The sequence below is a fragment of the Pseudomonas syringae genome, assembly GCF_021605415.1.
Taxonomy (GTDB): Bacteria; Pseudomonadota; Gammaproteobacteria; order Pseudomonadales; family Pseudomonadaceae; genus Aquipseudomonas; species Aquipseudomonas syringae_S.
In genome coordinates, this window is the sequence record NZ_WKEQ01000012.1 from 104,728 (window position 1) to 125,184 (window position 20,457).

The following is a 20,457-nucleotide window of genomic DNA, read 5'->3' on the forward strand; positions in this document are numbered from 1 at the left end:
GGTTCAAGACTGGGAATAGTCGCGGGCGCCAAACAGTGCCGTACCAATGCGTACGCACGTCGCGCCTTGGGCAATCGCCGACTCGAGGTCGTGGCTCATGCCCATGGAAAGTGTGTCGAGCGGCAGATCGAGGCTGGCCTGCAAACGTTGCACGGCAGCAAAAGCGGCATCCTGGGCGGCACGATCTTCGGTCGGCTCGGGAATGGCCATCAATCCGCGCAATGTCAGACGCGGCAAGGTGCTGATGGCGTTGGCCAGGGCGGGCAAGTCTTCGGGTGTACAGCCGGATTTGCTGGCTTCACCGCTGACGTTGACCTGAATGCAGATGTTCAGTGGCGGCAGATCCGCCGGGCGTTGCTCGGAGAGGCGTTGTGCGATTTTCAGACGATCCACGGAGTGCACCCAGTCGAAATGCTCGGCAATGGCGCGAGTCTTGTTCGATTGAATGGGGCCGATGAAGTGCCAGATCAAGGGCAGGTCGGCCAGTTCGAGCTGTTTGGCCAAGGCCTCTTGCAGGTAGTTCTCGCCGAAGTCGCGCAGGCCGGCGGCATAGGCTTCGCGCAGGGCCTCGGCGGGCTTGGTTTTACTCACGGCGAGGAGCTGAACGCTGTTTTCGTCACGCCCGGCAGCCTGGGCGGCGGCGCGGATACGCGAACTAACCAACTGAATGTTGTCTGCTATCGTGGACATCAAGAGGCGCCGGCGGTCTGAAGGTTCGCGGCATTCTACTGGAATTGAGGAGCGCAATGGATATCACCGAACTGCTGGCCTTCAGCGCCAAACAGGGAGCTTCCGACCTGCACCTGTCGGCCGGTCTGCCGCCGATGATCCGCGTGGACGGCGATGTGCGACGGATCAATTTGCCGGCGCTGGATCACAAGCAAGTGCACGAATTGATCTACGACATCATGAACGACACCCAGCGGGTGGACTTCGAGAAACATCTGGAAACCGACTTTTCCTTCGAAGTCCCCGGTGTAGCCCGCTTCCGGGTCAACGCTTTCAATCAGAATCGCGGCGCCGGTGCGGTGTTTCGCACCATTCCGTCGAAAGTGCTGAGCATGGAAGACCTCGGCATGGGCGACGTCTTTCGCAAGATCACTGACGCCCCGCGCGGGCTGGTGCTGGTGACCGGGCCGACCGGTTCCGGCAAGTCGACCACGCTGGCGGCGATGATCGATTACCTCAACACCCATCGCCACCACCACATTCTCACCATCGAAGACCCGATCGAATTTGTCCACGAATCGCGAAAATGCCTGATCAACCAGCGCGAAGTGCACCGCGACACCCGCAGCTTCGCGACCGCTCTGCGCTCGGCGCTGCGCGAAGACCCGGACGTGATTCTGGTGGGCGAGATGCGCGACCTGGAAACCATTCGCCTGGCTTTGACGGCGGCTGAAACCGGGCACTTGGTGTTCGGCACGCTGCACACCACCTCAGCGGCGAAGACGATTGACCGTGTGGTGGACGTGTTCCCCGGTGACGAGAAATCAATGGTGCGTTCGATGTTGTCCGAGTCATTGCTGGCGGTGGTGTCGCAGACGTTGATCAAGAAAATCGGCGGAGGTCGGGTGGCGGCGCACGAAATCATGCTCGGCACACCGGCGATCCGTAACCTGATCCGCGAGGATAAAGTGGCGCAGATGTATTCGTCGATTCAGACAGGCGGGTCGCTGGGGATGCAGACACTGGATATGTGCCTGAAGGACTTGGTGATCAAAGGACTGATCAGCCGCGAGCATGCGCGGGAGAAGGCGCGTACGCCGGATAATTTCTGATAGGGCCGGCTATCGCTCGCACGCGCAACGTGGGAACGATAGCGGACGGGATCAGCGCTGAACGACGCGCATCTGGCCCTGTTCTTTCGGCAATACACGCTTGGCAACGACGTAATGCTTTTTCCAGTACGGTTTGTTCAGGGTGTCGATGCTCACCGATTTGCCTCGACGAGGCGCGTGGATGAAGCGGTCGTTACCCAGGTAAATGGCAACGTGATTGACCCGGCGGCTCTTGAGGTTGAAGAAAATCAGGTCGCCCGGTTTCAGATCCTTGCGATCGACTTTCTCGCCATGCCCGCTGGCCATTGCATTGGAGGTGCGTGGCAAATCGAACGTGGCGTCGTTGAACGCATATTTCACCAGACCGCTGCAATCGAAGCCTTTACTTGGGCTGCTGCCGCCCCAACGGTACGGTGTACCGAGGACGTTCACGGCGCGGCTCAGGACGTTACTGCTTTCCTTGCTCGCCATCGGCGGCACCAGTTTGCTGTGGCTTTTGCTGCTCAGCGTGGTGGTTTTGCTTTGTTTGCTTTTGCTCGATGGAGCAGAAACATGGGATTTAGGGGTGAAACCGTTAACGTTGGGAAGACGTTGCTCACGATTGGTGGCGTGGGCAGCCAGTGGCATTAATAGGCAAATAGTTAGCCATGTCTTGAAAAATGGACGCATTCGGCAGGGCTCATATGGGTTAGCGCGCAACTTTATAACAGCTTTTTTACTGTTTCCGGGGCCGTTGGTCGATTGCGAAAGCCCCGGGCCAGAGCCCAACGAACGAAAATCTGCACAGGTTGTCGGACAGAACCTAACGAGGACAAGGACTTACGAGAGTTCCCCTAAGTGTTAGCCACTTGTCGGCTGAACATAAAAAAGTCACAGAAAGTCAGAACATATTTATCTATTGAGGCAAATGAGGTCATTCATGAACACCTATCGGAACGATGCTCCCGCCCATGACACTCACAGCAAAGTGGTGGGTTATCTGCTGTGGATTTTTGGTTTTACCGGTGCTCACCGCTTCTATTACGGCAAACCGGTGACCGGGACGATCTGGTTCTTCACCTTCGGCTTGCTGGGCATCGGCTGGCTGATCGACTTGTTCCTGATCCCGGCGATGGATCGCGAAGCGGATCTGCGCTTCACCTCTGGGCCGATCGAATACAACGTGGCGTGGATTCTGCTGACGTTTCTCGGCGTGTTCGGCGTACACCGGATGTACCAGGGCAAATGGATCAGCGGATTGCTGTACCTGGTGAGTGGTGGGTTGTTCTTTATTGGCGTGCTGTATGACTTCTGGACGCTGAACGATCAGGTGTCGGTGCGCAACGCGCAGAATCGCGGCGCTTTCCAGTAAACCATCGCTGGCAAGCCAGCTCCCACATGGATTTGCGTTGTCACAAATCCATGGTTACACACAGAACCTGTGGGAGCTGGCTTGCCAGCGATTGGCCGTTACGCGGTATCAAACCTGGTGGCTGATCCGTCCATCCACCAAGGTGTAACGCACCACACCCGGCAAGCTATGGCCGAGGAACGGGCAGTTCTCACCCTTCGACAGCCAGGTCTCACCCGCAACGGTCGAGGCCTTCGGGTCGAACAGCACGATATCCGCCGCGCCCCCCACCGCCAGTTTGCCCGCCGGCAGGCGCAGCGCCTCGGCCGGTCCGGCGCTCAGGCGTGCCAACAGAGTCGGCAGGTCCAGCAAACCATCCTCGACCAGCGTCATCGCCAGCGGCAATAGCAGTTCAACGCTGCTGATGCCCGGTTCGGTCGCGCCGAATGGCGCCAGTTTGGCATCACGTTCGTGGGGCTGGTGATGGCTGGAAATCGCCGAAACCACGCCGGATTTCACCGCCTCACGCAGGCCATCGCGATCCGCGCGGGTGCGCAGCGGCGGCTGGACGTGATAGAGGCTGCTGAAATCGATCAGCGCTTCATCGGTGAGGATCAACTGATACAGCGCAACATCCGCCGTCACCTTCAAGCCACGGGCCTGCGCCTGAGCAATCAACGCGACACCACGAGCACTGGTGAGTTGGCTGAAATGCGCGCGCACGCCAGTCTGTTCGACCAGCAGCAGATCGCGGGCCAGCGCTACGGTTTCAGCGGTTTCCGGAATGCCCGGCAGGCCGAGGAAACTGGCCGTCGGGCCTTCGTGGGCCAGACCGCCGTCAGCGAGGTCGTGATCCTGCGAGTTGAAAATGACGGTCAGATCGAACGTCGCCGCGTAATCCAGCGCCCTGCACAGGGTGCGGGTGTTGCGGAAACTGTCGAGGCCATTACCGAACGCCACGCAACCGGCGTCGCGCAGGGCGACCAGTTCAGCGAGTTGTTCGCCGTCCAGACCTTTGCTCAGTGCGCCAATCGGAAACACTTTGGTGTTGCCGGATTCGCGGGCGCGGTCGAGGATCAGTTCGGCCACGGCAGAGGTGTCGAGCACCGGTTTGGTCTGTGGCGGGCAGCACAGGCTGGTCACGCCACCGGCCGCTGCGGCACGGGTTTCGCTGGCAATCGAGCCTTTGCGGCTGTAGCCCGGCTCGCGCAGGGCGACGTTGAGGTCAACCAGGCCCGGAGCGGCCACCAGCCCTTGAGCGTCGATGGTTTCCAGCGCGGTGAACCCGGCCGGTGCCGCGCCGAGGGCGACGATCTTGCAGGCTTCAATGTGGATGTCGGTGATTTGATCCAGGCCACTGCTTGGATCGATGACGCGGGCGCCGAGAATGCTGAGCTTCACTGGGCCTTCTCCTGCTCGAATTGACGTTGCGCCGTTTGCCCGCTCATGGCCATGGACAGCACGGCCATACGAATGGCGATGCCATAGGTCACTTGATTGAGGATGACCGAATGCGGGCCGTCGGCCACGGCGGATTCGATCTCGACCCCCCGGTTGATCGGCCCCGGGTGCATGACGATGCAATCCGGCTTGGCCCCGGCCAGGCGTGCGGTGGTCAGGCCGAACAGGCGATAGAACTCGCCCTCGCTCGGCAGCAGGCCGCCGGTCATGCGCTCGCGTTGCAGGCGCAGCATGATCACCACGTCGACGTCTTTCAGGCCTTCGGTCATGTCGGTGTAAACCTTCACGCCGTATTGCTCGATGCCGACCGGCAGCAGGGTTTTCGGCGCGATCACGCGGATGTCCGGGCAGCCGAGGGTTTTCAGGGCGAGCATGTTCGAGCGCGCAACCCGTGAGTGCAGGATGTCGCCGACGATGGCCACCGAGAGGTTCTCGAAGCTGCCCTTGTGCCGGCGAATGGTCAGCATGTCGAGCATGCCCTGCGTCGGGTGCGCGTGACGGCCGTCGCCGCCGTTGATGATCGCCACTTGTGGGCAGACATGTTCGGCGATGAAGTGCGCGGCGCCGGAATCACCGTGGCGCACGACAAACATGTCGGCGGCCATGGCTTCCAGGTTGCGCAGGGTGTCGAGCAGGGTTTCGCCCTTGCTCGCCGACGATGTCGACACGTTCAGGGTAATGACGTCTGCCGACAACCGCTGGGCCGCCAGCTCGAAAGTGGTGCGGGTGCGGGTGGAGTTTTCGAAGAACACGTTGCACACGGTCTTGCCGCGTAACAACGGGACTTTCTTCACCGCCCGGGCACCGACCTCAAGGAACGAGTCGGCGGTGTCGAGGATTTCCGTCAGCAACTCACGGCGCAGGCCGTCGAGCGAGAGGAAGTGTTGCAGCTGGCCCTGATCATTGAGCTGCAGCGGGCGCTTGGTATCTAGAGGCGTCATCGCGAGGGGGACTCTCAATAGGGCGGATTAAAGGGCAAGGTCTTGCAGTTCGAGAGCCAGCGGCTCGGGACCGGACAGCTTGACCCGTTCGTGGGCGGCCAGGCTCAGGGTCGCGCCGACCACATTCGGGCGGATCGGCAACTCGCCGGCATCCAGGTCGAGCAGGCAGACCAGGGTCACGCTGGCCGGGCGGCCGTAGTCGAACAGTTCGTTGAGGGCCGCGCGAATGGTGCGGCCGCTCATCAATACGTCGTCGATCAGCACCAGGTGCTGGCCTTCGATTTCAAAGGGCAGGGCGGACGGGCGCACTTGCGGGTGCAGGCCGTTCTGGCTGAAGTCGTCGCGATAGAAGGACACATCGAGGGTGCCGAGCGGCGCATCGCTGCCCAATTCTTTGAGCAATGCCTGGGCTACCCACACACCGCCGGTGCGAATACCGATGTAGCGCGGTTCGCTGATGCCACGGTTTGCAAGGTGCGCCTTGAGGCGGGTCGCCATCTGAGTGATCAGTTCGGCGGGGTTTGGCAGGCTCATGGTTGCTCCTTCTTGGCCCGAGCCTCGTTGTCCGGATACAAAACGGGTCGCCGGCTCGGGTTATCACTTAAAAGAGAAGCGCCGTAGCGCTTTTCAGAATTCAAACAATGCGGTGTTTTCGTCGAGCCAGCCTTGCAGCAGCAGGGCGGCGGCGATGGCGTCCACGGGGTTGTCGCGGTAACTGCCTTTTTGTCCGCCACGCACCAGTCGCTCGCCTTTGGCTTCAAAGGTCGTCAGGCGCTCGTCGTGGGTATAAAAAGGCAGGTTGAAACGGCCGTTGAGGCGGCGGGCGAATTTTTCGGCGCGCTCGCACATGTCGCTGCGGGTGCCGTCCATGTTCAACGGCAGGCCGACGACCACGGCGTCAGGCTTCCACTCTTTAATCAGCGCTTCGACCTGATTCCAGTCCGGAACACCGTTTTGCGCTTTCAGCGTGCAGAGTTCGCGGGCCTGGCCGGTGATCACCTGGCCGACCGCAACGCCGATCTGTTTGGTGCCGTAGTCGAAGCCGAGGATCAGGCGCAGGGCCATCAGGCGTGCCCCGCCTGACTGGTCAGCAGGCTGAGGTTGATGCCCAGATGCCGTGCCGCCGCTTCCAGACGCAGTTCGCTGCTGGTGTTGAACAGGATGTCGGCGTCGTAAGGGCAGGTCAGCCAGGCGTTGTCGGCCATTTCCGCTTCAAGCTGCCCGGCTTCCCAGCCGGCGTAGCCAAGGGTGATCAAGCTTTTCTCGGGGCCGACGCCATCAGCGATGGCGAACAGCACATCCTGGGACGTGGACAGCGAGAGTTCGCCGTCGAGCTCGACGGTGGCCTGGAAGCTTTTGCCCGACGGATGGAGGACAAAACCACGATCAGTCTGCACCGGGCCACCGATGAAAATCGGCACGTGCTGGCAGAGTAGTGGCGGGTCGATCTCCGGGCGCAACTGCTCAAGAATATCGGCCAGATTCAGCTCTTGCGGACGATTGACCACCAGCCCCATGGCGCCATTGGCCGTGTGCTCGACGATGTAGGTCAAAGTGTGGGCAAAATTCGGGTCGGCCATGTGTGGCATGGCAATCAGGAAGTGATGCTTGAGGTAGCTGGGGCTGACGTTTTTCATGTGCGCTAGTGTGGCGTTGCAGGGGCGAACTGACAAGCTGGAGATCAGAGAACAACACAGAACAAGTGTAGGCGTGAACCTGCTCGCGATGAGGGCGCCACATTCAACATTGAGGTGTCAGAAAGAATGCTATCGCGAGCAGGCTCGTTCCTACAGGGGATTGTGCTGTGTCAGTTGCTTGAGAGTCGGTCGCCCCGGGCGAATTTCCAGGTGCGGATGATTTCCAGTCGGTCGATGTCCGACAGATCCCCGGTAAACGGTGCAAAGGGTGCCGCCAGTCGGACGATGCGCTGCGCCGCTTGGTCCAGCAGCGGTTGCCCGGAGGATTCCAGCACCAGCACGTCATACAGCGAGCCGTCGCGGTTGATCGACACCATCAGCCGCAGATTGCCGTAGATCTGCTTGCGCCGCGCTTCTTCCGGGTAATTGAGATTACCGATGCGCTCAACCTTCTTGCGCCAGTCGTCCTTGTACCAGGCGCCCTTGTCGCGCATGGTCGAGGCCGCGCTCAAGCGGTGAATGCGCGGGCGCTTGGCGTAGAGCTGTTGCTCCTTGGCCAGTTCCGCTTCGAGACTGGCAATGTCGCTGGACAACTGCGAACTGTCGAACGTCGGTGCATCCACCACCGGCTTCTTCTCGGTTTTGATCTCTTCGCGCTTGGTCGGCGCTTTTTGCTGTTTGGGCGCAACGGTGGTCACCGCAGCCTTGGGCGCGGCGTCCCGAACCTGCGGCTTGGCGGCCGGTGGCGGGGTGACTTTCTTGACCTGGTTGTCCTGGAACGGCGCGACCTCGGTGGTCTTGGGGGTCGCCTTCTTGTCGAGGGTGCCGCTGCCTTCCTGATTTTCCTGGGCGAGGAAATCGGCCTTCTTCGGCTTGGTATCGCTCTTGAAGGTGGCCAAAGTGATTTCGAGGGTTTTGCTGATCTGCTTGGGCTCGACCATGGTGAAACCGACGCCGAGCAGCAGCGCCAAATGAATCAGCGCCGCGAGAAACAGGGTAAATCCGAGGCGATCGGCCGGGCGCACGCCACGGTGGGCGAGTTCGAGGGGCAGATCGGACGGAAGGGTCATGACAGAAAAACCAACATCGCGTTTTTACGGGCCCGGCATGATAACGCAATGTTGGTTTTTAGCCTCAAGCTGCAAGCTTGAAGCGACAAGCTGCATGTGATCGAGATCAAACTTATGGCTTTACGCTCGCAGCTTTCAGCTTCTTCTCAATGGCCTCCATCAGCATGCCGCCGATGTCGGTGCCGAACGCGTTGTCGATTTCGCGGATGCAGGTCGGGCTGGTCACGTTGATTTCGGTCAGGTGTTCGCCGATCACGTCCAGACCTACAAACAGCAGGCCTTTCTCGCGCAGGGTCGGGCCGACCTGGGCGGCGATCCAGCGATCCTTGTCGGTCAGCGGACGAGCTTCGCCACGGCCACCGGCGGCGAGGTTGCCACGGGTTTCACCGAGTGCCGGGATCCGCGCCAGGCAGTAATCAACCGGCTCGCCATCGATCATCAGGATGCGCTTGTCGCCATCGACGATGGCCGGCAGGTAGCCCTGAATCATGATTTGCTGCTGACCGTGCAGGGTCAGGGTTTCCAGAATCACCGACAGGTTCGGATGGCCGGCGGTGTGACGGAAGATCGACGAGCCGCCCATGCCGTCCAGCGGCTTGAGGATCACGTCGCCGTGGTGGTCGGCGAATTCGCGCAGTACGTCCGGGCGACGGCTGACGATGGTCGGCGGCGTGCACTGCGGGAACAACGTGGCAAACAGCTTTTCGTTGCAGTCACGCAGGCTCTGCGGCTTGTTCACCACCAGCACGCCAGCGGCTTCGGCTTGTTCGAGCAAATAGGTGGAGTAGACGAACTCCATGTCGAACGGCGGATCCTTGCGCATCAGGATCACGTCCAGGTCGCTGAGCAGCGAATCCTGTTCGGCGTCCAGTTCGAACCATTTTTCCGGGTTGGCGAAGACCTTCAGCGGACGCATGCGCCCCCGAGCCTGACCTTCAGCCTGATACAGGTCGCGCTGTTCCATATAGAACAGTTCCCAGCCGCGCTTCTGCGCGGCCAGCAGCATGGCCAGCGAGCTATCCTTTTTATAGGAAATGCTGGCGATAGGGTCCATGACAATCCCGACGCGAACGCTCATTGGGTTTTCCTCGAAAATGGGTGACCGGAACGGTACGTAAAAAGTGCCGCCAGAGTGGCGCCGGGCGGGTTTTCGGTCAAGGGAAAACCCGTCGATAGATTGGATTTGGAGACTGTGCTAAAAAGGCTGCCAAGTCATGCTGGCCCTTGAGCATCAAGGGTTTCGAGCGCAAAACGGACAAATTGATTCGCAAAGGCGACGGTAGAGCCCTCTTATGGAACAGCAGTCCAGCGCCTTGAAAGTGATGGTGATCGACGACTCGAAAACAATTCGCCGTACGGCCGAAACCTTGTTGAAGAATGTGGGGTGCGAAGTCATCACGGCGATTGACGGTTTCGACGCCCTGGCGAAGATCGCCGACCACCATCCCGGGATCATCTTCGTCGACATCATGATGCCGCGTCTGGATGGTTATCAGACCTGCGCTTTAATCAAGAACAACAGCGCATTCAAGGCCACGCCGGTGATCATGCTGTCGTCCAGGGACGGGTTGTTCGACAAGGCCAAGGGGCGGATTGTCGGCTCCGATCAATTTTTGACCAAGCCGTTCAGCAAGGAAGAACTGCTCGACGCGATCCAGGCCCACGTTCCGGGCTTTGCCGCCGTTTTGTCGCAGTAAGACACGCACAATGACGCTCGGCCAGCGGGCCCGGTGTCGACAAGAAAAATGGGGAAAACCATGGCACGTATCCTGATCGTCGATGATTCGCCGACCGAAATGTACAAACTCACTGGCATGCTGGAAAAACACGGCCATGAAGTGTTGAAGGCCGAGAACGGCGCCGACGGCGTGGCCCTGGCCCGACAGGAAAAGCCTGACGCGGTGCTGATGGACATCGTCATGCCCGGCCTCAATGGTTTCCAGGCGACCCGGCAGCTGACCAAGGATGCTGAAACCAGTCACATTCCGGTGATCATCATCACCACCAAGGATCAGGAGACCGACAAGGTCTGGGGCACGCGTCAGGGCGCCAAGGACTACCTGACCAAACCGGTCGATGAAGAAACCCTGATCAAAACCCTGAACAACGTGCTGGCCGGCTGACCGCGCCGCCATGAAGGAATTGCTGACCGCGTTCGAACTGTTGTTGCAGATCGACCAGCGCTGCCGTTTGCTGGCAGCGGACTTGCCGTCACAACCCGGACGGCAGGATCGCTGGAGCGGGATCGGCTTTCGCCTTGGCGAGCAATGGTATGTCGCGCCCATGGGTGAAGTCGGCGAAGTGCTGCACGAACCGCGATTCACCCAGTTGCCCGGGGTCAAATCCTGGGTGAAGGGCGTGGCCAATTTGCGTGGAAGGCTATTGCCGATCATGGATCTGGGCGGGTTCTTCGGCTATGAACTGTCGCCGGTGCGCAAGCAGTGCCGGGTGCTGGTGGTCGAGCATGGCGATGTGTTCGCCGGGCTGATGGTCGATGAGGTCTTCGGCTTGCAGCATTTCGAGCAGAACAGCTACGAAGCGCTTCCCGTCGACAACCGACGAGGCCCGATGGCGACGTTCGTCCAGGGCCGTTTCCGGCGCGAGCAGGACTGGCAAGTGTTCAGCCTGTTTGCGCTGGCGCAATCCCAGGCCTTCATGAACGTAGCGATATAACCAATACAACACCGAACCCTGTGGGAGCGGGCTTGCCCGCGATGGGGCCGGCACATCCGATATAGATATCGACTGACCTGACGCTATCGCGGGCAAGCCCGCTCCCACAGGTTTCTCGGTGAGCTTCAAGTTCGCGGGTTAAGGGCGAGAACCGATGATAAAAGCAATAACAGGCACACCCGGGGAAGGGTCGCGCAGCCGCTCGCAGATCATTGTGCTGTTTATCGCGCTGATCGTGTTCATCATGCTGCTGTTCGCCAACTTCGCGTACCTCAACACCCAATCCAACTACGACAAGCAGTACATCGGCCACGCCGGTGAGTTGCGCGTGTTGTCGCAACGTATCGCCAAGAACGCCACCGAAGCTGCCGCCGGCAAGGCTGCCGCGTTCAAATTGCTCAGCGATGCGCGCAACGATTTTGCCCAGCGCTGGGGTTATTTGAAGAAGGGCGATCCGGTCACCGGCCTGCCACCGGCTCCGGCCGCCGTACGCCCGGAAATGCGCGCCGTGCAGCTGGACTGGGAACGTCTGCTGAAAAACACCGACGCCATTCTCTCCAGCGAACAGACCGTGCTGTCTCTGCATCAGGTCGCGGCAACCCTGGCCGAGACCGTGCCGCAGTTGCAGATCGAATACGAGAAAGTCGTGGAGATTCTGTTGCAGCGCGGCGCCCCGGCCGGTCAGGTGGCGATGGCCCAGCGTCAATCGTTGCTGGCCGAACGCATTCTCGGCGCGGTCAACACCGTGCTGTCCGGCGACGAAAATTCCCAGCAAGCCGCCGATGCCTTTGGCCGCGATGCCACGCGTTTCGGCCAGGTGCTCAACGGCATGCTGCAAGGCAATCCGGCCCTGAAAGTCAGCCAGGTCGAAGACCGTGACGCCCGGGCGCGCTTGAGCGAAATTTCCGAGCTGTTCCAGTTTGTCTCCGGCTCCGTGGATGAAATCCTCGAAACCTCGCCGGAGCTGTTCAAGGTGCGCGAGTCGGCAACTAATATTTTCAGCCTGTCGCAAACCCTGCTCGACGAAGCCTCGCACCTGGCCACCGGTTTCGAAAACCTGGCGGGCGGGCGCAACACCGACACCATCGGCGGCTACGTGCTGGGCTTGCTGGCGCTGGCCTCGATCATCCTGATCGGCATGGTCATGGTTCGCGAAACCAACCGTCAGCTACGCGAAACCGCCGAGAAGAACGAGCGCAACCAGAACGCGATCATGCGCTTGCTCGACGAAATCGAAGACCTCGCCGACGGCGACCTCACGGTGACCGCTTCGGTGACCGAAGACTTCACCGGCACCATCGCCGACTCGATCAACTATTCCGTCGATCAGCTGCGCGATCTGGTGGCGACGATCAACCTCACCGCCGGCCAGGTTGCCGCTGCCGTGCAGGAAACCCAGGCTACCGCCATGCACCTGGCACAAGCTTCGGAGCATCAGGCCCAGCAGATTTCCGAAGCGTCCACGGCGATCAGCGACATGGCCGAATCCATCGACCAAGTGTCGGCCAGCGCCGCCGAGTCCTCGGCGGTGGCCGAGCGTTCGGTGAAAATCGCCAACAAGGGCAACGAGGTGGTGCACAACACCATCCACGGTATGGACAACATCCGTGAACAGATTCAGGACACCGCCAAGCGCATCAAGCGTCTGGGCGAGTCGTCCCAGGAAATCGGCGACATCGTCAGCCTGATCGACGACATTGCTGACCAGACCAACATCCTCGCCCTCAACGCCGCCATCCAGGCGTCCATGGCCGGTGATGCCGGACGCGGGTTTGCCGTGGTCGCCGACGAAGTGCAGCGGCTGGCCGAGCGTTCGTCCGCCGCCACCCGGCAAATCGAAACACTGGTGCGGGCGATCCAGACCGACACCAACGAAGCCGTCATTTCCATGGAGCAGACCACCACTGAGGTGGTACGCGGCGCGCGGCTGGCGCAGGATGCCGGAGTGGCCCTGGAAGAAATCGAGGGCGTGTCGAAAACCCTGGCGGCGCTGATCCAGAGCATTTCCAACGAGGCCCAGCAACAGACGTTGTCGGCGGGGCAGATTTCCCTGACGATGAACGTGATCCAGCAGATCACGACGCAGACCTCGTCCGGTTCCACGGCCACTGCCGAGAGCATCGGCAACCTGACGAAAATGGCCAGTCAGCTGCGCCGCTCGGTGTCCGGTTTCACCTTGCCGGCGGCGCCCGCGCAAACGACAGGCAAAACGTAAAGCATGTTGAGTGGAGCGGTTATGGGCGATCGGCACGACTACGTGGCCCTCGAATGGGTCAAGGGCGAAATTGCCGAAACGCTGAAACAGGCGCATCAGGCGGTGGAAGCCGTGCTTGATGACCCGCAGGCGTCGCCCGCGCTGGACGATTGCCTGGCCTGCATCCATCAGGTGCACGGCAGTTTGCAAATGGTCGAGTTCTACGGCGCGGCATTGCTCGCTGAAGAAATGGAGCACCTGTGCGCGGCGCTGCAACAGAATCGGGTCAACCATCGCGATGAAGCCTTGCACCTGTTGTTGCAAGCCCTCGGCCAGTTGCCAACCTACCTCGACCGCGTACAAGGCGCCCGGCGTGATTTGCCGCTGGTGGTGCTGCCGCTGATCAACGATTTGCGCAGCGCCCGGGGCGAAACATTGCTGTCGGAAACCAGTCTGTTCAGCCCGCAACTGCCCGAGCTGCCGCCGTTGAGCGATGAAGCGCTGGCGCTGCTCGAACCGGCGGAGCTGCCCAATGTGCTGCGCAAATTGCGCCAGACGCTGCAAATGGCCCTGGTCGGTCTGCTGCGTGAACAGGACGACCTGACGCATCTCGGTTACCTGGCCAAAGTGTTCACTCGTCTCGAAGCACTGTGCGCCGATGCGCCGCTGAGCCCGTTGTGGCAAGTGGCCTCGGCACTGGTCGAGGGCATGCGTGAAGGTAAGATCGCCAACAGCCCGGCCCTGCGCAGTCTGTTCAAGGATGCGGATAAAGAACTCAAACGCTTGCTTGACCAAGGCATGCCGGGTATCAACCGGCCGCCACCGCCGGAGCTGCTCAAAAGTCTGTTGTTCTATATTGCCAAGGCCGAACATCCCACCGGGCAGATGCTGACCATGAAAGACCGCTACTCCCTGGACGACGCGTTGCCCGACAGCGCGATGGTCGATGAAGAACGCGCGCGCCTCGCCGGCCCCGACCGCGACGCCATGCGCTCGGTGCTCGCGGCACTTTGCGAGGAACTGGTGCGGGTCAAGGAGCGGCTCGACCTGTTCGTGCGCAGCGACCGCCAGCATGCGTCGGATCTGGACAGTCTTCTGGCGCCTCTGCGCCAGATCGCCGACACCCTCGCGGTGCTCGGTTTCGGCCAGCCGCGCAAAGTCATCATCGATCAACTGGCGGTGGTGCTGAGCTTGGCCCAAGGACAGCGCGAACCCAACGACGCGATCCTGATGGACGTTGCCGGCGCCTTGCTCTATGTCGAGGCGACGCTGGCCGGCATGGTCGGCACAGTCGAACCGGAGAGCCGGGAAGACGCGCGGCTGCCGACCACCGACCTGACGCAGATCCACCAGATCGTCATCAAGGAAGCGCGTATCTGCCTGCAACAGGCCAAAGACATGATCATCGATTACATCGACGCCGATTGGGATCGCCAGCAACTGCAAACGCTGCCAGCCCTGTTGACGCAGGTGCGCGGCGCGCTGGCGATGATTCCGCTGAACCGTGCCGCCAGTCTGGTCGAGGCTTGCAACGGGTTTATCCGCGAGCATCTGCTGCTCGATTCCCGCGAGCCGGGCTGGCAGCAACTGGAGCACCTGGCCGACGTCATCACCAGCCTCGAATATTATCTGGAGCGCCTGAACGACGATCCGCTCGCCCCCGGCGAATCTCTGCTGGACGTGGCGCAAGAGGGGCTGGCGAGCCTCGGTTACTTCCCCAGCGAACAGCACGTGCCGGTGCTCGAAGATGTGCTCAGCCCGAGCGAAGCGCTGGTGATGCAAGAGGTGCAGGCACTCGACGATCCGCACGCAGTACAGTCTCTGGCCGATGTGCTGGCGAGCCCGGTGTCGGCGCTCAACCCGCCGGCGCTGACTACGCCCGGCAGCCTGATGCCGCCGCCGGACGGTGAAGAACCGGTGGACGATGAACTGCGCGAAGTGTTCCTCGAAGAAACCGAGGAAGTCCTGCAAGTGCTGCGCGAACACCTGCCACGCTGGACGGCTGACGTCCGTGACCGTGAAGCCCTCAGCGAACTGCGTCGCGCCTTTCACACCTTGAAGGGCAGCGGGCGCATGGTGCGTGCGCTGATCCTCGGTGAGCTCGCGTGGGCGGTGGAAAACCTGCTCAATCGCGTGCTCGAAGACAGCGTCGAAACGGTCGCGGCGGTGCAGCAATTGCTCGCCGATGCGCTGCATCTGCTGCCCGACTTGATCGACGAATTTGCCAACGACGCCCAGCGCCAGCGCAACGACGTCGATCAACTGGCGGCCCGCGCCCATGCGCTGGCCAAGGGTGATGCACCGCCCGCCGCCGAAGACGTGGAAGACGTCGCCGCGCTCGATCCGTTGTTACTGCAGATTTTCCGCAACGAGGCCGAAATCCATCTGGCCAGCCTCAACCGTTTTCTCGATCAGGCCGCCGAGCATGTGCCGTTGGCGGCCAGCGACGAATTGCAACGAGCGCTGCATACGCTCAAGGGCAGCGCGTCGATGGCCGGCGTGCTGCCGATTACCGAACTCGCCGCGCCGCTGGATAAACTGGCGCGGGAATACAAAGCACACCAGATGAATCTGGATCTCGACGAAGTAGAGATTCTGCTGGAAGCCGAAGGCCTGTTCCGCGTCGGCCTGCGCCAGCTCAAACACGATCCATTGGCGCCGATCCCGGGCGCGCAAGCGTTGATCGAACGCGCCGCAGCGCTGCTTGCCGAACGCCTTGAATCAATCCTCAGCGCGCCCAGCAGCGGCCTGCGCATCAAGCGCGATCCGCAACTGATCAACAACTTCCTCGCTCAAGGCATGGACATCCTGCTCGACGCCGAAAGCCTGTTGCAACGCTGGCAACAGCACCCCGGCGAGCGTCAGGAATTGAGCGCACTGCTCGATGAATTGACCACGCTGGGCGAAGGCGCACACCTGGCGGATCTGCTGCCGGTGGACGTGCTCTGCGAAGCCTTGCTCGACCTCTATGGCGCCGTGGAAGAAAGCAGTCTGGCGGTCAGCGAGCGGTTTTTCCGCGAAGCGCAAAGCGCCCACGAAGCGCTGATCAACATGCTCGACGAACTGGCCGCCGGCCAGGAAATCACTCCGCAACCGCAACGTATTCGTGCCTTGCACGAACTGCTCGACGAGAGTCTCGACCCTTCGGCCATGGGCCTGATCCGCAGCGACGGCAGCCGCACGACGAGCATTCGCGAACTGGGCAGCGTCACGTCGGAGCTGGCGCACAGCGCCGGCGACATCGAGCAGGACGATGAAATTGTCGAGATCTTTCTTGAAGAGGCGGTGGACATTCTCGACAGTGCGGCCCAAGCCCTCGATCGTTGGCTGAGCGATCCGGACAACACCGCGCCGCTGTCATCGTTGCAGCGTGATTTGCACACGCTAAAGGGCGGCGCGCGGATGGCCGAGGTCGATGCTGTCGGCGATCTCGCCCATGAGCTTGAAGGCCTTTATCAGGGGCTGGCGGATCGTCGTCACCGTTACGACGAGGCATTGGGCTTGTTGCTGGAGCAATGCCATCAGCGCTTGGCGGCGTTTCTTGAACACCTGCGCAACCACCAGGCGTTGCCCCCGGCAGAAGATCTGGTCGAAGCCATCGAGCAATGGCGTTCGGGCAAGACCGAGACGGCCCAGTCCCCGCCATCCACCGCCAGCCACGACGGCCCCGGCGCCGATCCTGAACTGCTGGACATTTTTCTCGAAGAAGGCTTCGACATCATTGAAAGCTCCGGCGCCGCGCTGCTGCGCTGGCAGGCCGAGCCGGGCAACCGCCAGGAAATCGAAACGCTGTTGCGCGATTTGCACACGCTCAAGGGCGGCGCGCGAATGGTCGAAATCGGCCCGATTGGCGACCTCGCCCATGAACTGGAATACCTTTACGAAAGCCTGTCGGCCGGCACGCTGAAACCCAGTGCCGAGCTGTTTGCGCTGGTGCAGCGCGGCCAGGATCGACTGGCGCAAATGCTCGACGGCGTGCGCGCCGGCCAGCCGTGCCCGCCAGCGGATCGCCTGATTAACGCGATCCAGACGTTCAGTCATTCGCTCACGCCCGAGCCGCCGGTTGCGTTGCCGACGGCGCCGGTCAAGGCAGAGCCGGCGGCACCGGTGGTCGACGCCGGCGCCGACATGGTCAAGGTGTCCGCCGAACTGCTCGACGACCTCGTTAATCTCGCCGGGGAAACCTCGATCTTTCGCGGGCGCATCGAGCAACAAGTCAGCGATGCGCAAGTGGCGCTGAATGAAATGGAAACCACCATCGAGCGCATGCGCGACCAGTTGCGTCGCCTCGACACGGAAACCCAGGGGCGCATTCTCAGCCGTCAGCAAGTGGATGCCGAACGTTCCGGTTACGAAGAATTCGATCCGCTGGAAATGGACCGCCACTCACAGTTGCAGCAGCTGTCCCGAGCGCTGTTCGAATCGGCATCCGACTTGCTCGATTTGAAAGAAACCCTCGACCGGCGCAACCGCGATGCGCAAAACCTGCTGCAACAGCAGGGCCGTATCAACACCGAATTGCAAGAAGGCCTGATGCGTTCACGCATGGTGCCGTTCGAACGGATGCTGCCGCGCCTCAAGCGCATTGTTCGCCAGGTCGCCGAAGAGCTGAACAAAGACGTCGCGTTCATCGTCGGCAACGCCGATGGCGAGATGGATCGCAACGTTCTGGAACGCATGGCCGCGCCGCTGGAACACATGCTGCGCAACGCCGTGGATCACGGTCTTGAATCCGCCGAAGCGCGGCTGGCGGCCGGCAAACCGGCGCAGGGGCGGATCACTCTCGACCTGTCGCGCGAGGGTGGCGACATCGTCTTCGACATCCGCGACGACGGCGCCGGGGTGCCGCTGGAGGCGGTGCGCAACAAGGCGATCAAGCGCGGCTTGCTGGTGCCGGACGCCAACATCAGTGACCGCGAAGTGCTGCAATTCATCCTTCAACCGGGTTTCTCGACTGCCGAAAAAATCACCCAGATTTCCGGGCGCGGCGTTGGCATGGACGTGGTGCATGAAGAGGTGCGGCAACTGGGCGGCAGCATGAGCATCGACTCGGTGCCGGGGCAGGGCGTGCATTTCCGTATTCGCCTGCCGTTCACCGTCTCGGTCAACCGTGCGCTGATGGTGCAGTGTGGCGAGGATCAATATGCGATTCCGCTCGACATCATCGACGGCATCGTTCGCGTGCTGCCCAACGATCTGGAAGGGTATTTGCGCCTCGATCCGCCGAGCTACGACTACGCCGGCCAGCACTATGAATTGTGCTACCTCGGCGAACTGCTCAATACCGCGTCACGGCCGACATTGCTCGGCGAGAATCAGGCGCTGCCGGTGCTGCTGGTGCAATGCAACGAGCGGCACATCGCCGTGCAGGTGGACGCGATGGCTGGCACCCGCGAGATCGTCGTGAAAAGCCTCGGCCCGCAATTCGCGGCGGTGCAGGGCGTGTCCGGCGCGACGATCCTGGGCGATGGCCGGGTGGTGCTGATTCTTGATCTGCTGGCGCCGATTCGCGCGATGCAGGCCCGGGCGCCACGGCGGCCGGCGGGGCTTGAGGTCGAGGTCGAACCGTACAAGCCGTTGCTGGTGCTGGTGGTCGACGATTCGGTCACGGTGCGCAAGGTCACCAGCCGCCTGCTCGAACGCCATGGCATGCAAGTGCTGACCGCCAAGGACGGCGTCGACGCCATGTTGCTGCTGGAAGAACACACGCCGGACGTGATGCTGCTCGACATCGAAATGCCGCGCATGGACGGCTTTGAAGTCGCGACCCGGGTGCGCAGCGACGAACGTCTGCAACACCTGCCGATCATCATGATCACCTCGCGCACCGGGCAGAAACACCGCGACCGCGCGATGGCCATTGGCGTCAACGACTACCTCGGCAAGCCGTATCAGGAATCGGTGCTGCTCGAAAGCATCGCCCAGTGGAGCAAGAAACATGCATGAGCGGCGCCACAACCCTCGCACCAGCCAACTCACCGGGCTGCTGCTGCCGCTGGCGGATCGCAACTTGATCCTGCCCAACGTCGCCGTGGCCGAGTTGATCGACTACCAGCCGAGCGCCTTCGATCTGGACACACCGCCGTGGTATCTGGGGCGAGTGATGTGGCGGCAGCGGCAGATTCCGTTGCTGAGCTTCGAGTCGGCGTGCGGCAACAAAATCGTCATCGGCGAACGCGCGCGAATCGTCATTCTCAATGCCCTTGGCGGGTTGCCGGAGTTGAAATTCATTGCGCTGCTGGTACAGGGAATCCCTCGGTCGTACAAACTCGACAGTCAACTGAGCTATGTCGACGTGCCTTTGTGTGCGCTGGAGCAGGCGGCGGTGCAGGTCGGCGAACAAGTGGCGAAGGTCCCGGATTTGTTGGGGTTGGAGCGGTTGTTGGTGGAGGCTGGGTTGGCGGGCTGATCCGGAGTGTGTGTTGCTTTTACCGGCCTCATCGCTGGCAAGCCAGCTCCCACAGTGTCCGCGGTGACGCACAAATCCGTGAACCACACAAAACCCTGTGGGAGCGGGCTTGCTCGCGAAGGCGTCAGTCGCCGCACCCAAAGCCGACAGACAAATCACCATTTTTTGCAGCGCATTAAACACCCCCGCAGCACGCCTGTTTAAAGACACTCGGTGTTACGCCCCACCGGCCTACAAATCCTTGCGCCGCTGCCTACCACTAAGCCAGAATCCGCCGGCTTGTGCCTCTGGGGCTTGCTGCGTAACTTGGATCGGGTCACTGATTCGCAGTGATCGGGTTTAGCAGCCCGGCTTCGTTCGCTCCCGGTCGTATAAGTGTCATCCGGTCAGGCATTTGCCTGTGCTTGATGGTGGCTGTGCGCTTGGCACCTTCGGGTGCGCCGGGTTGGGAGTGACCGGTCTGCTAACTTGCGCATAGCCGCCACCCTACCGTTTAGCAGCGGGAAGGTGAGGCTTCACAGAGGAACACTTCCATGTTCAAAGTAACCCCAAATCCGCCGCCCACCGACCCAACATCCCCCTACGAATCCACCGATTCAAAGAAACTCCACGAAGCCGCCGAACGCGCCCTCGACCACTATCTCTGCCCGGCGACCGCCGACATCATGGCCGCGCCTTATAAAGCCAACACGCTGTACATGGCCAGCCCCGAAGCCGATACCGAATCCCTGCTGGTCGACGCCAGCGAAACCCTCGGTTCAGCCACCGTCATGCTCAACAACCACGCCGCGCTGCTCGAAGGCACGCACCGCAAAACCGTGCAGGGGATTGCTCAGGTGGTGATGGTGGCTGAGATGGCCGTTAATCGTGTGTTGGATCGATTGGTGCCGACCGCCTGATTTTTCAGTGAGTTCACCGGCCTCATCGCTGGCAAGCCAGCTCCCACAGTATCTGCGGCGAT

General features: G+C 61.3%; 18 protein-coding genes. 9 read left to right on the plus strand and 9 right to left on the minus strand.

All coding sequences use genetic code 11. The features are described from left to right. Positions 1 to 3 precede the first annotated feature (3 nt). Positions 4 to 690 (minus strand): YggS family pyridoxal phosphate-dependent enzyme, encoded by a 687-nt coding sequence (locus GIW69_RS11255; RefSeq protein ID WP_236482513.1) that lies wholly within the window; start codon positions 688 to 690, stop codon positions 4 to 6. A 56-nt stretch (positions 691 to 746) separates the two neighbouring features. Between GIW69_RS11255 and GIW69_RS11260 the strand changes: the two genes are divergently transcribed. Next, positions 747 to 1,781, plus strand: coding sequence for a type IV pilus twitching motility protein PilT (locus GIW69_RS11260; protein ID WP_236482515.1), 1,035 nt, complete (start codon positions 747 to 749; stop codon positions 1,779 to 1,781). A gap of 51 nt (positions 1,782 to 1,832) precedes the next feature. Here GIW69_RS11260 and GIW69_RS11265 read toward each other — a convergent pair whose 3' ends face one another. Continuing rightward, a complete protein-coding gene (locus GIW69_RS11265) occupies positions 1,833 to 2,450 on the minus strand; it encodes a C40 family peptidase (RefSeq protein ID WP_236482516.1) in 618 nt (205 codons plus the stop codon). A gap of 250 nt (positions 2,451 to 2,700) precedes the next feature. Here GIW69_RS11265 and GIW69_RS11270 point away from each other — a divergent pair, with 250 nt between their 5' ends. Next, on the plus strand, positions 2,701 to 3,132 hold the full coding sequence (locus tag GIW69_RS11270) for an NINE protein (protein WP_236482518.1): 432 nt from the start codon (positions 2,701 to 2,703) through the stop codon (positions 3,130 to 3,132). 108 nt (positions 3,133 to 3,240) lie between these two features. Here GIW69_RS11270 and GIW69_RS11275 read toward each other — a convergent pair whose 3' ends face one another. The 7 genes from GIW69_RS11275 to gshB form a co-directional block, all read right to left on the minus strand. Continuing rightward, complete coding sequence (locus tag GIW69_RS11275; RefSeq protein WP_236482520.1) at positions 3,241 to 4,512, minus strand: dihydroorotase; 1,272 nt, start codon at positions 4,510 to 4,512, stop codon at positions 3,241 to 3,243. Beyond that, positions 4,509 to 5,513 (minus strand): aspartate carbamoyltransferase catalytic subunit, encoded by a 1,005-nt coding sequence (locus GIW69_RS11280; protein ID WP_236482522.1) that lies wholly within the window; start codon positions 5,511 to 5,513, stop codon positions 4,509 to 4,511. The genes GIW69_RS11275 and GIW69_RS11280 overlap by 4 nt, the downstream gene beginning before the upstream one ends. Before the next feature lie 27 nt (positions 5,514 to 5,540). Then, positions 5,541 to 6,047: a bifunctional pyr operon transcriptional regulator/uracil phosphoribosyltransferase PyrR gene (pyrR, locus tag GIW69_RS11285; protein ID WP_236482524.1), complete on the minus strand. Its 507-nt coding sequence runs from the start codon at positions 6,045 to 6,047 to the stop codon at positions 5,541 to 5,543. A gap of 93 nt (positions 6,048 to 6,140) precedes the next feature. Next, entirely contained in the window at positions 6,141 to 6,578 is a 438-nt protein-coding gene (gene ruvX / locus GIW69_RS11290; RefSeq protein ID WP_236482526.1) for a Holliday junction resolvase RuvX, read from the minus strand. Continuing rightward, positions 6,578 to 7,150, minus strand: a complete 573-nt coding sequence (locus tag GIW69_RS11295; protein ID WP_236482528.1) for a YqgE/AlgH family protein — start codon at positions 7,148 to 7,150, stop codon at positions 6,578 to 6,580. The genes ruvX and GIW69_RS11295 overlap by 1 nt, the downstream gene beginning before the upstream one ends. Positions 7,151 to 7,320: 170 nt before the next feature. Next, positions 7,321 to 8,220 carry an energy transducer TonB gene (locus tag GIW69_RS11300; RefSeq protein ID WP_236482530.1) on the minus strand — a complete coding sequence of 300 codons (900 nt, stop codon included), beginning with the start codon at positions 8,218 to 8,220 and terminating at the stop codon, positions 7,321 to 7,323. A gap of 112 nt (positions 8,221 to 8,332) precedes the next feature. Then, positions 8,333 to 9,298, minus strand: coding sequence for a glutathione synthase (gene gshB, locus GIW69_RS11305; RefSeq protein ID WP_236482532.1), 966 nt, complete (start codon positions 9,296 to 9,298; stop codon positions 8,333 to 8,335). Positions 9,299 to 9,512: 214 nt separating this feature from the next. Here gshB and pilG point away from each other — a divergent pair, with 214 nt between their 5' ends. The 7 genes from pilG to GIW69_RS11340 all read left to right on the plus strand — a co-directional run bounded on the left by pilG (position 9,513) and on the right by GIW69_RS11340 (position 20,395). Next, complete coding sequence (pilG, locus tag GIW69_RS11310; protein WP_236482534.1) at positions 9,513 to 9,917, plus strand: twitching motility response regulator PilG; 405 nt, start codon at positions 9,513 to 9,515, stop codon at positions 9,915 to 9,917. A 60-nt stretch (positions 9,918 to 9,977) separates the two neighbouring features. Next, complete coding sequence (gene pilH, locus GIW69_RS11315; protein WP_020295795.1) at positions 9,978 to 10,343, plus strand: twitching motility response regulator PilH; 366 nt, start codon at positions 9,978 to 9,980, stop codon at positions 10,341 to 10,343. Between the two features lie 10 nt (positions 10,344 to 10,353). Further along, a complete protein-coding gene (locus GIW69_RS11320; protein WP_236482536.1) occupies positions 10,354 to 10,893 on the plus strand; it encodes a chemotaxis protein CheW in 540 nt (179 codons plus the stop codon). A 154-nt stretch (positions 10,894 to 11,047) separates the two neighbouring features. Next, positions 11,048 to 13,108, plus strand: a complete 2,061-nt coding sequence (locus GIW69_RS11325; RefSeq protein WP_236482538.1) for a methyl-accepting chemotaxis protein — start codon at positions 11,048 to 11,050, stop codon at positions 13,106 to 13,108. Positions 13,109 to 13,129: 21 nt separating this feature from the next. Then, positions 13,130 to 19,033 carry an Hpt domain-containing protein gene (locus GIW69_RS11330; protein WP_236482540.1) on the plus strand — a complete coding sequence of 1,968 codons (5,904 nt, stop codon included), beginning with the start codon at positions 13,130 to 13,132 and terminating at the stop codon, positions 19,031 to 19,033. After that, complete coding sequence (locus GIW69_RS11335) at positions 19,026 to 19,496, plus strand: chemotaxis protein CheW (RefSeq protein WP_236482542.1); 471 nt, start codon at positions 19,026 to 19,028, stop codon at positions 19,494 to 19,496. The genes GIW69_RS11330 and GIW69_RS11335 overlap by 8 nt, the downstream gene beginning before the upstream one ends. 533 nt (positions 19,497 to 20,029) lie before the next feature. Continuing rightward, complete coding sequence (locus GIW69_RS11340; RefSeq protein WP_236482544.1) at positions 20,030 to 20,395, plus strand: DUF6124 family protein; 366 nt, start codon at positions 20,030 to 20,032, stop codon at positions 20,393 to 20,395. Positions 20,396 to 20,457: the final 62 nt, after the last annotated feature.

Excerpts from the sequence above, each read along its gene's own strand:
- GIW69_RS11270 (WP_236482518.1), top strand. The coding sequence starts at position 2,701 with ATGAACACCTATCGGAACGATGCTCCCGCCCATGACACTCACAGCAAA.
- gshB (WP_236482532.1), bottom strand. The coding sequence starts at position 9,298 with ATGAGCGTTCGCGTCGGGATTGTCATGGACCCTATCGCCAGCATTTCC.
- GIW69_RS11300 (WP_236482530.1), bottom strand. The coding sequence starts at position 8,220 with ATGACCCTTCCGTCCGATCTGCCCCTCGAACTCGCCCACCGTGGCGTG.
- GIW69_RS11295 (WP_236482528.1), bottom strand. The coding sequence starts at position 7,150 with ATGAAAAACGTCAGCCCCAGCTACCTCAAGCATCACTTCCTGATTGCC.
- GIW69_RS11325 (WP_236482538.1), top strand. The coding sequence starts at position 11,048 with ATGATAAAAGCAATAACAGGCACACCCGGGGAAGGGTCGCGCAGCCGC.
- GIW69_RS11255 (WP_236482513.1), bottom strand. The coding sequence starts at position 690 with ATGTCCACGATAGCAGACAACATTCAGTTGGTTAGTTCGCGTATCCGC.
- GIW69_RS11265 (WP_236482516.1), bottom strand. The coding sequence starts at position 2,450 with ATGCGTCCATTTTTCAAGACATGGCTAACTATTTGCCTATTAATGCCA.
- GIW69_RS11340 (WP_236482544.1), top strand. The coding sequence starts at position 20,030 with ATGTTCAAAGTAACCCCAAATCCGCCGCCCACCGACCCAACATCCCCC.
- pilH (WP_020295795.1), top strand. The coding sequence starts at position 9,978 with ATGGCACGTATCCTGATCGTCGATGATTCGCCGACCGAAATGTACAAA.
- GIW69_RS11280 (WP_236482522.1), bottom strand. The coding sequence starts at position 5,513 with ATGACGCCTCTAGATACCAAGCGCCCGCTGCAGCTCAATGATCAGGGC.
- ruvX (WP_236482526.1), bottom strand. The coding sequence starts at position 6,578 with ATGGCCCTGCGCCTGATCCTCGGCTTCGACTACGGCACCAAACAGATC.
- GIW69_RS11260 (WP_236482515.1), top strand. The coding sequence starts at position 747 with ATGGATATCACCGAACTGCTGGCCTTCAGCGCCAAACAGGGAGCTTCC.
- GIW69_RS11335 (WP_236482542.1), top strand. The coding sequence starts at position 19,026 with ATGCATGAGCGGCGCCACAACCCTCGCACCAGCCAACTCACCGGGCTG.
- GIW69_RS11320 (WP_236482536.1), top strand. The coding sequence starts at position 10,354 with ATGAAGGAATTGCTGACCGCGTTCGAACTGTTGTTGCAGATCGACCAG.
- GIW69_RS11330 (WP_236482540.1), top strand. The coding sequence starts at position 13,130 with ATGGGCGATCGGCACGACTACGTGGCCCTCGAATGGGTCAAGGGCGAA.
- pyrR (WP_236482524.1), bottom strand. The coding sequence starts at position 6,047 with ATGAGCCTGCCAAACCCCGCCGAACTGATCACTCAGATGGCGACCCGC.
- pilG (WP_236482534.1), top strand. The coding sequence starts at position 9,513 with ATGGAACAGCAGTCCAGCGCCTTGAAAGTGATGGTGATCGACGACTCG.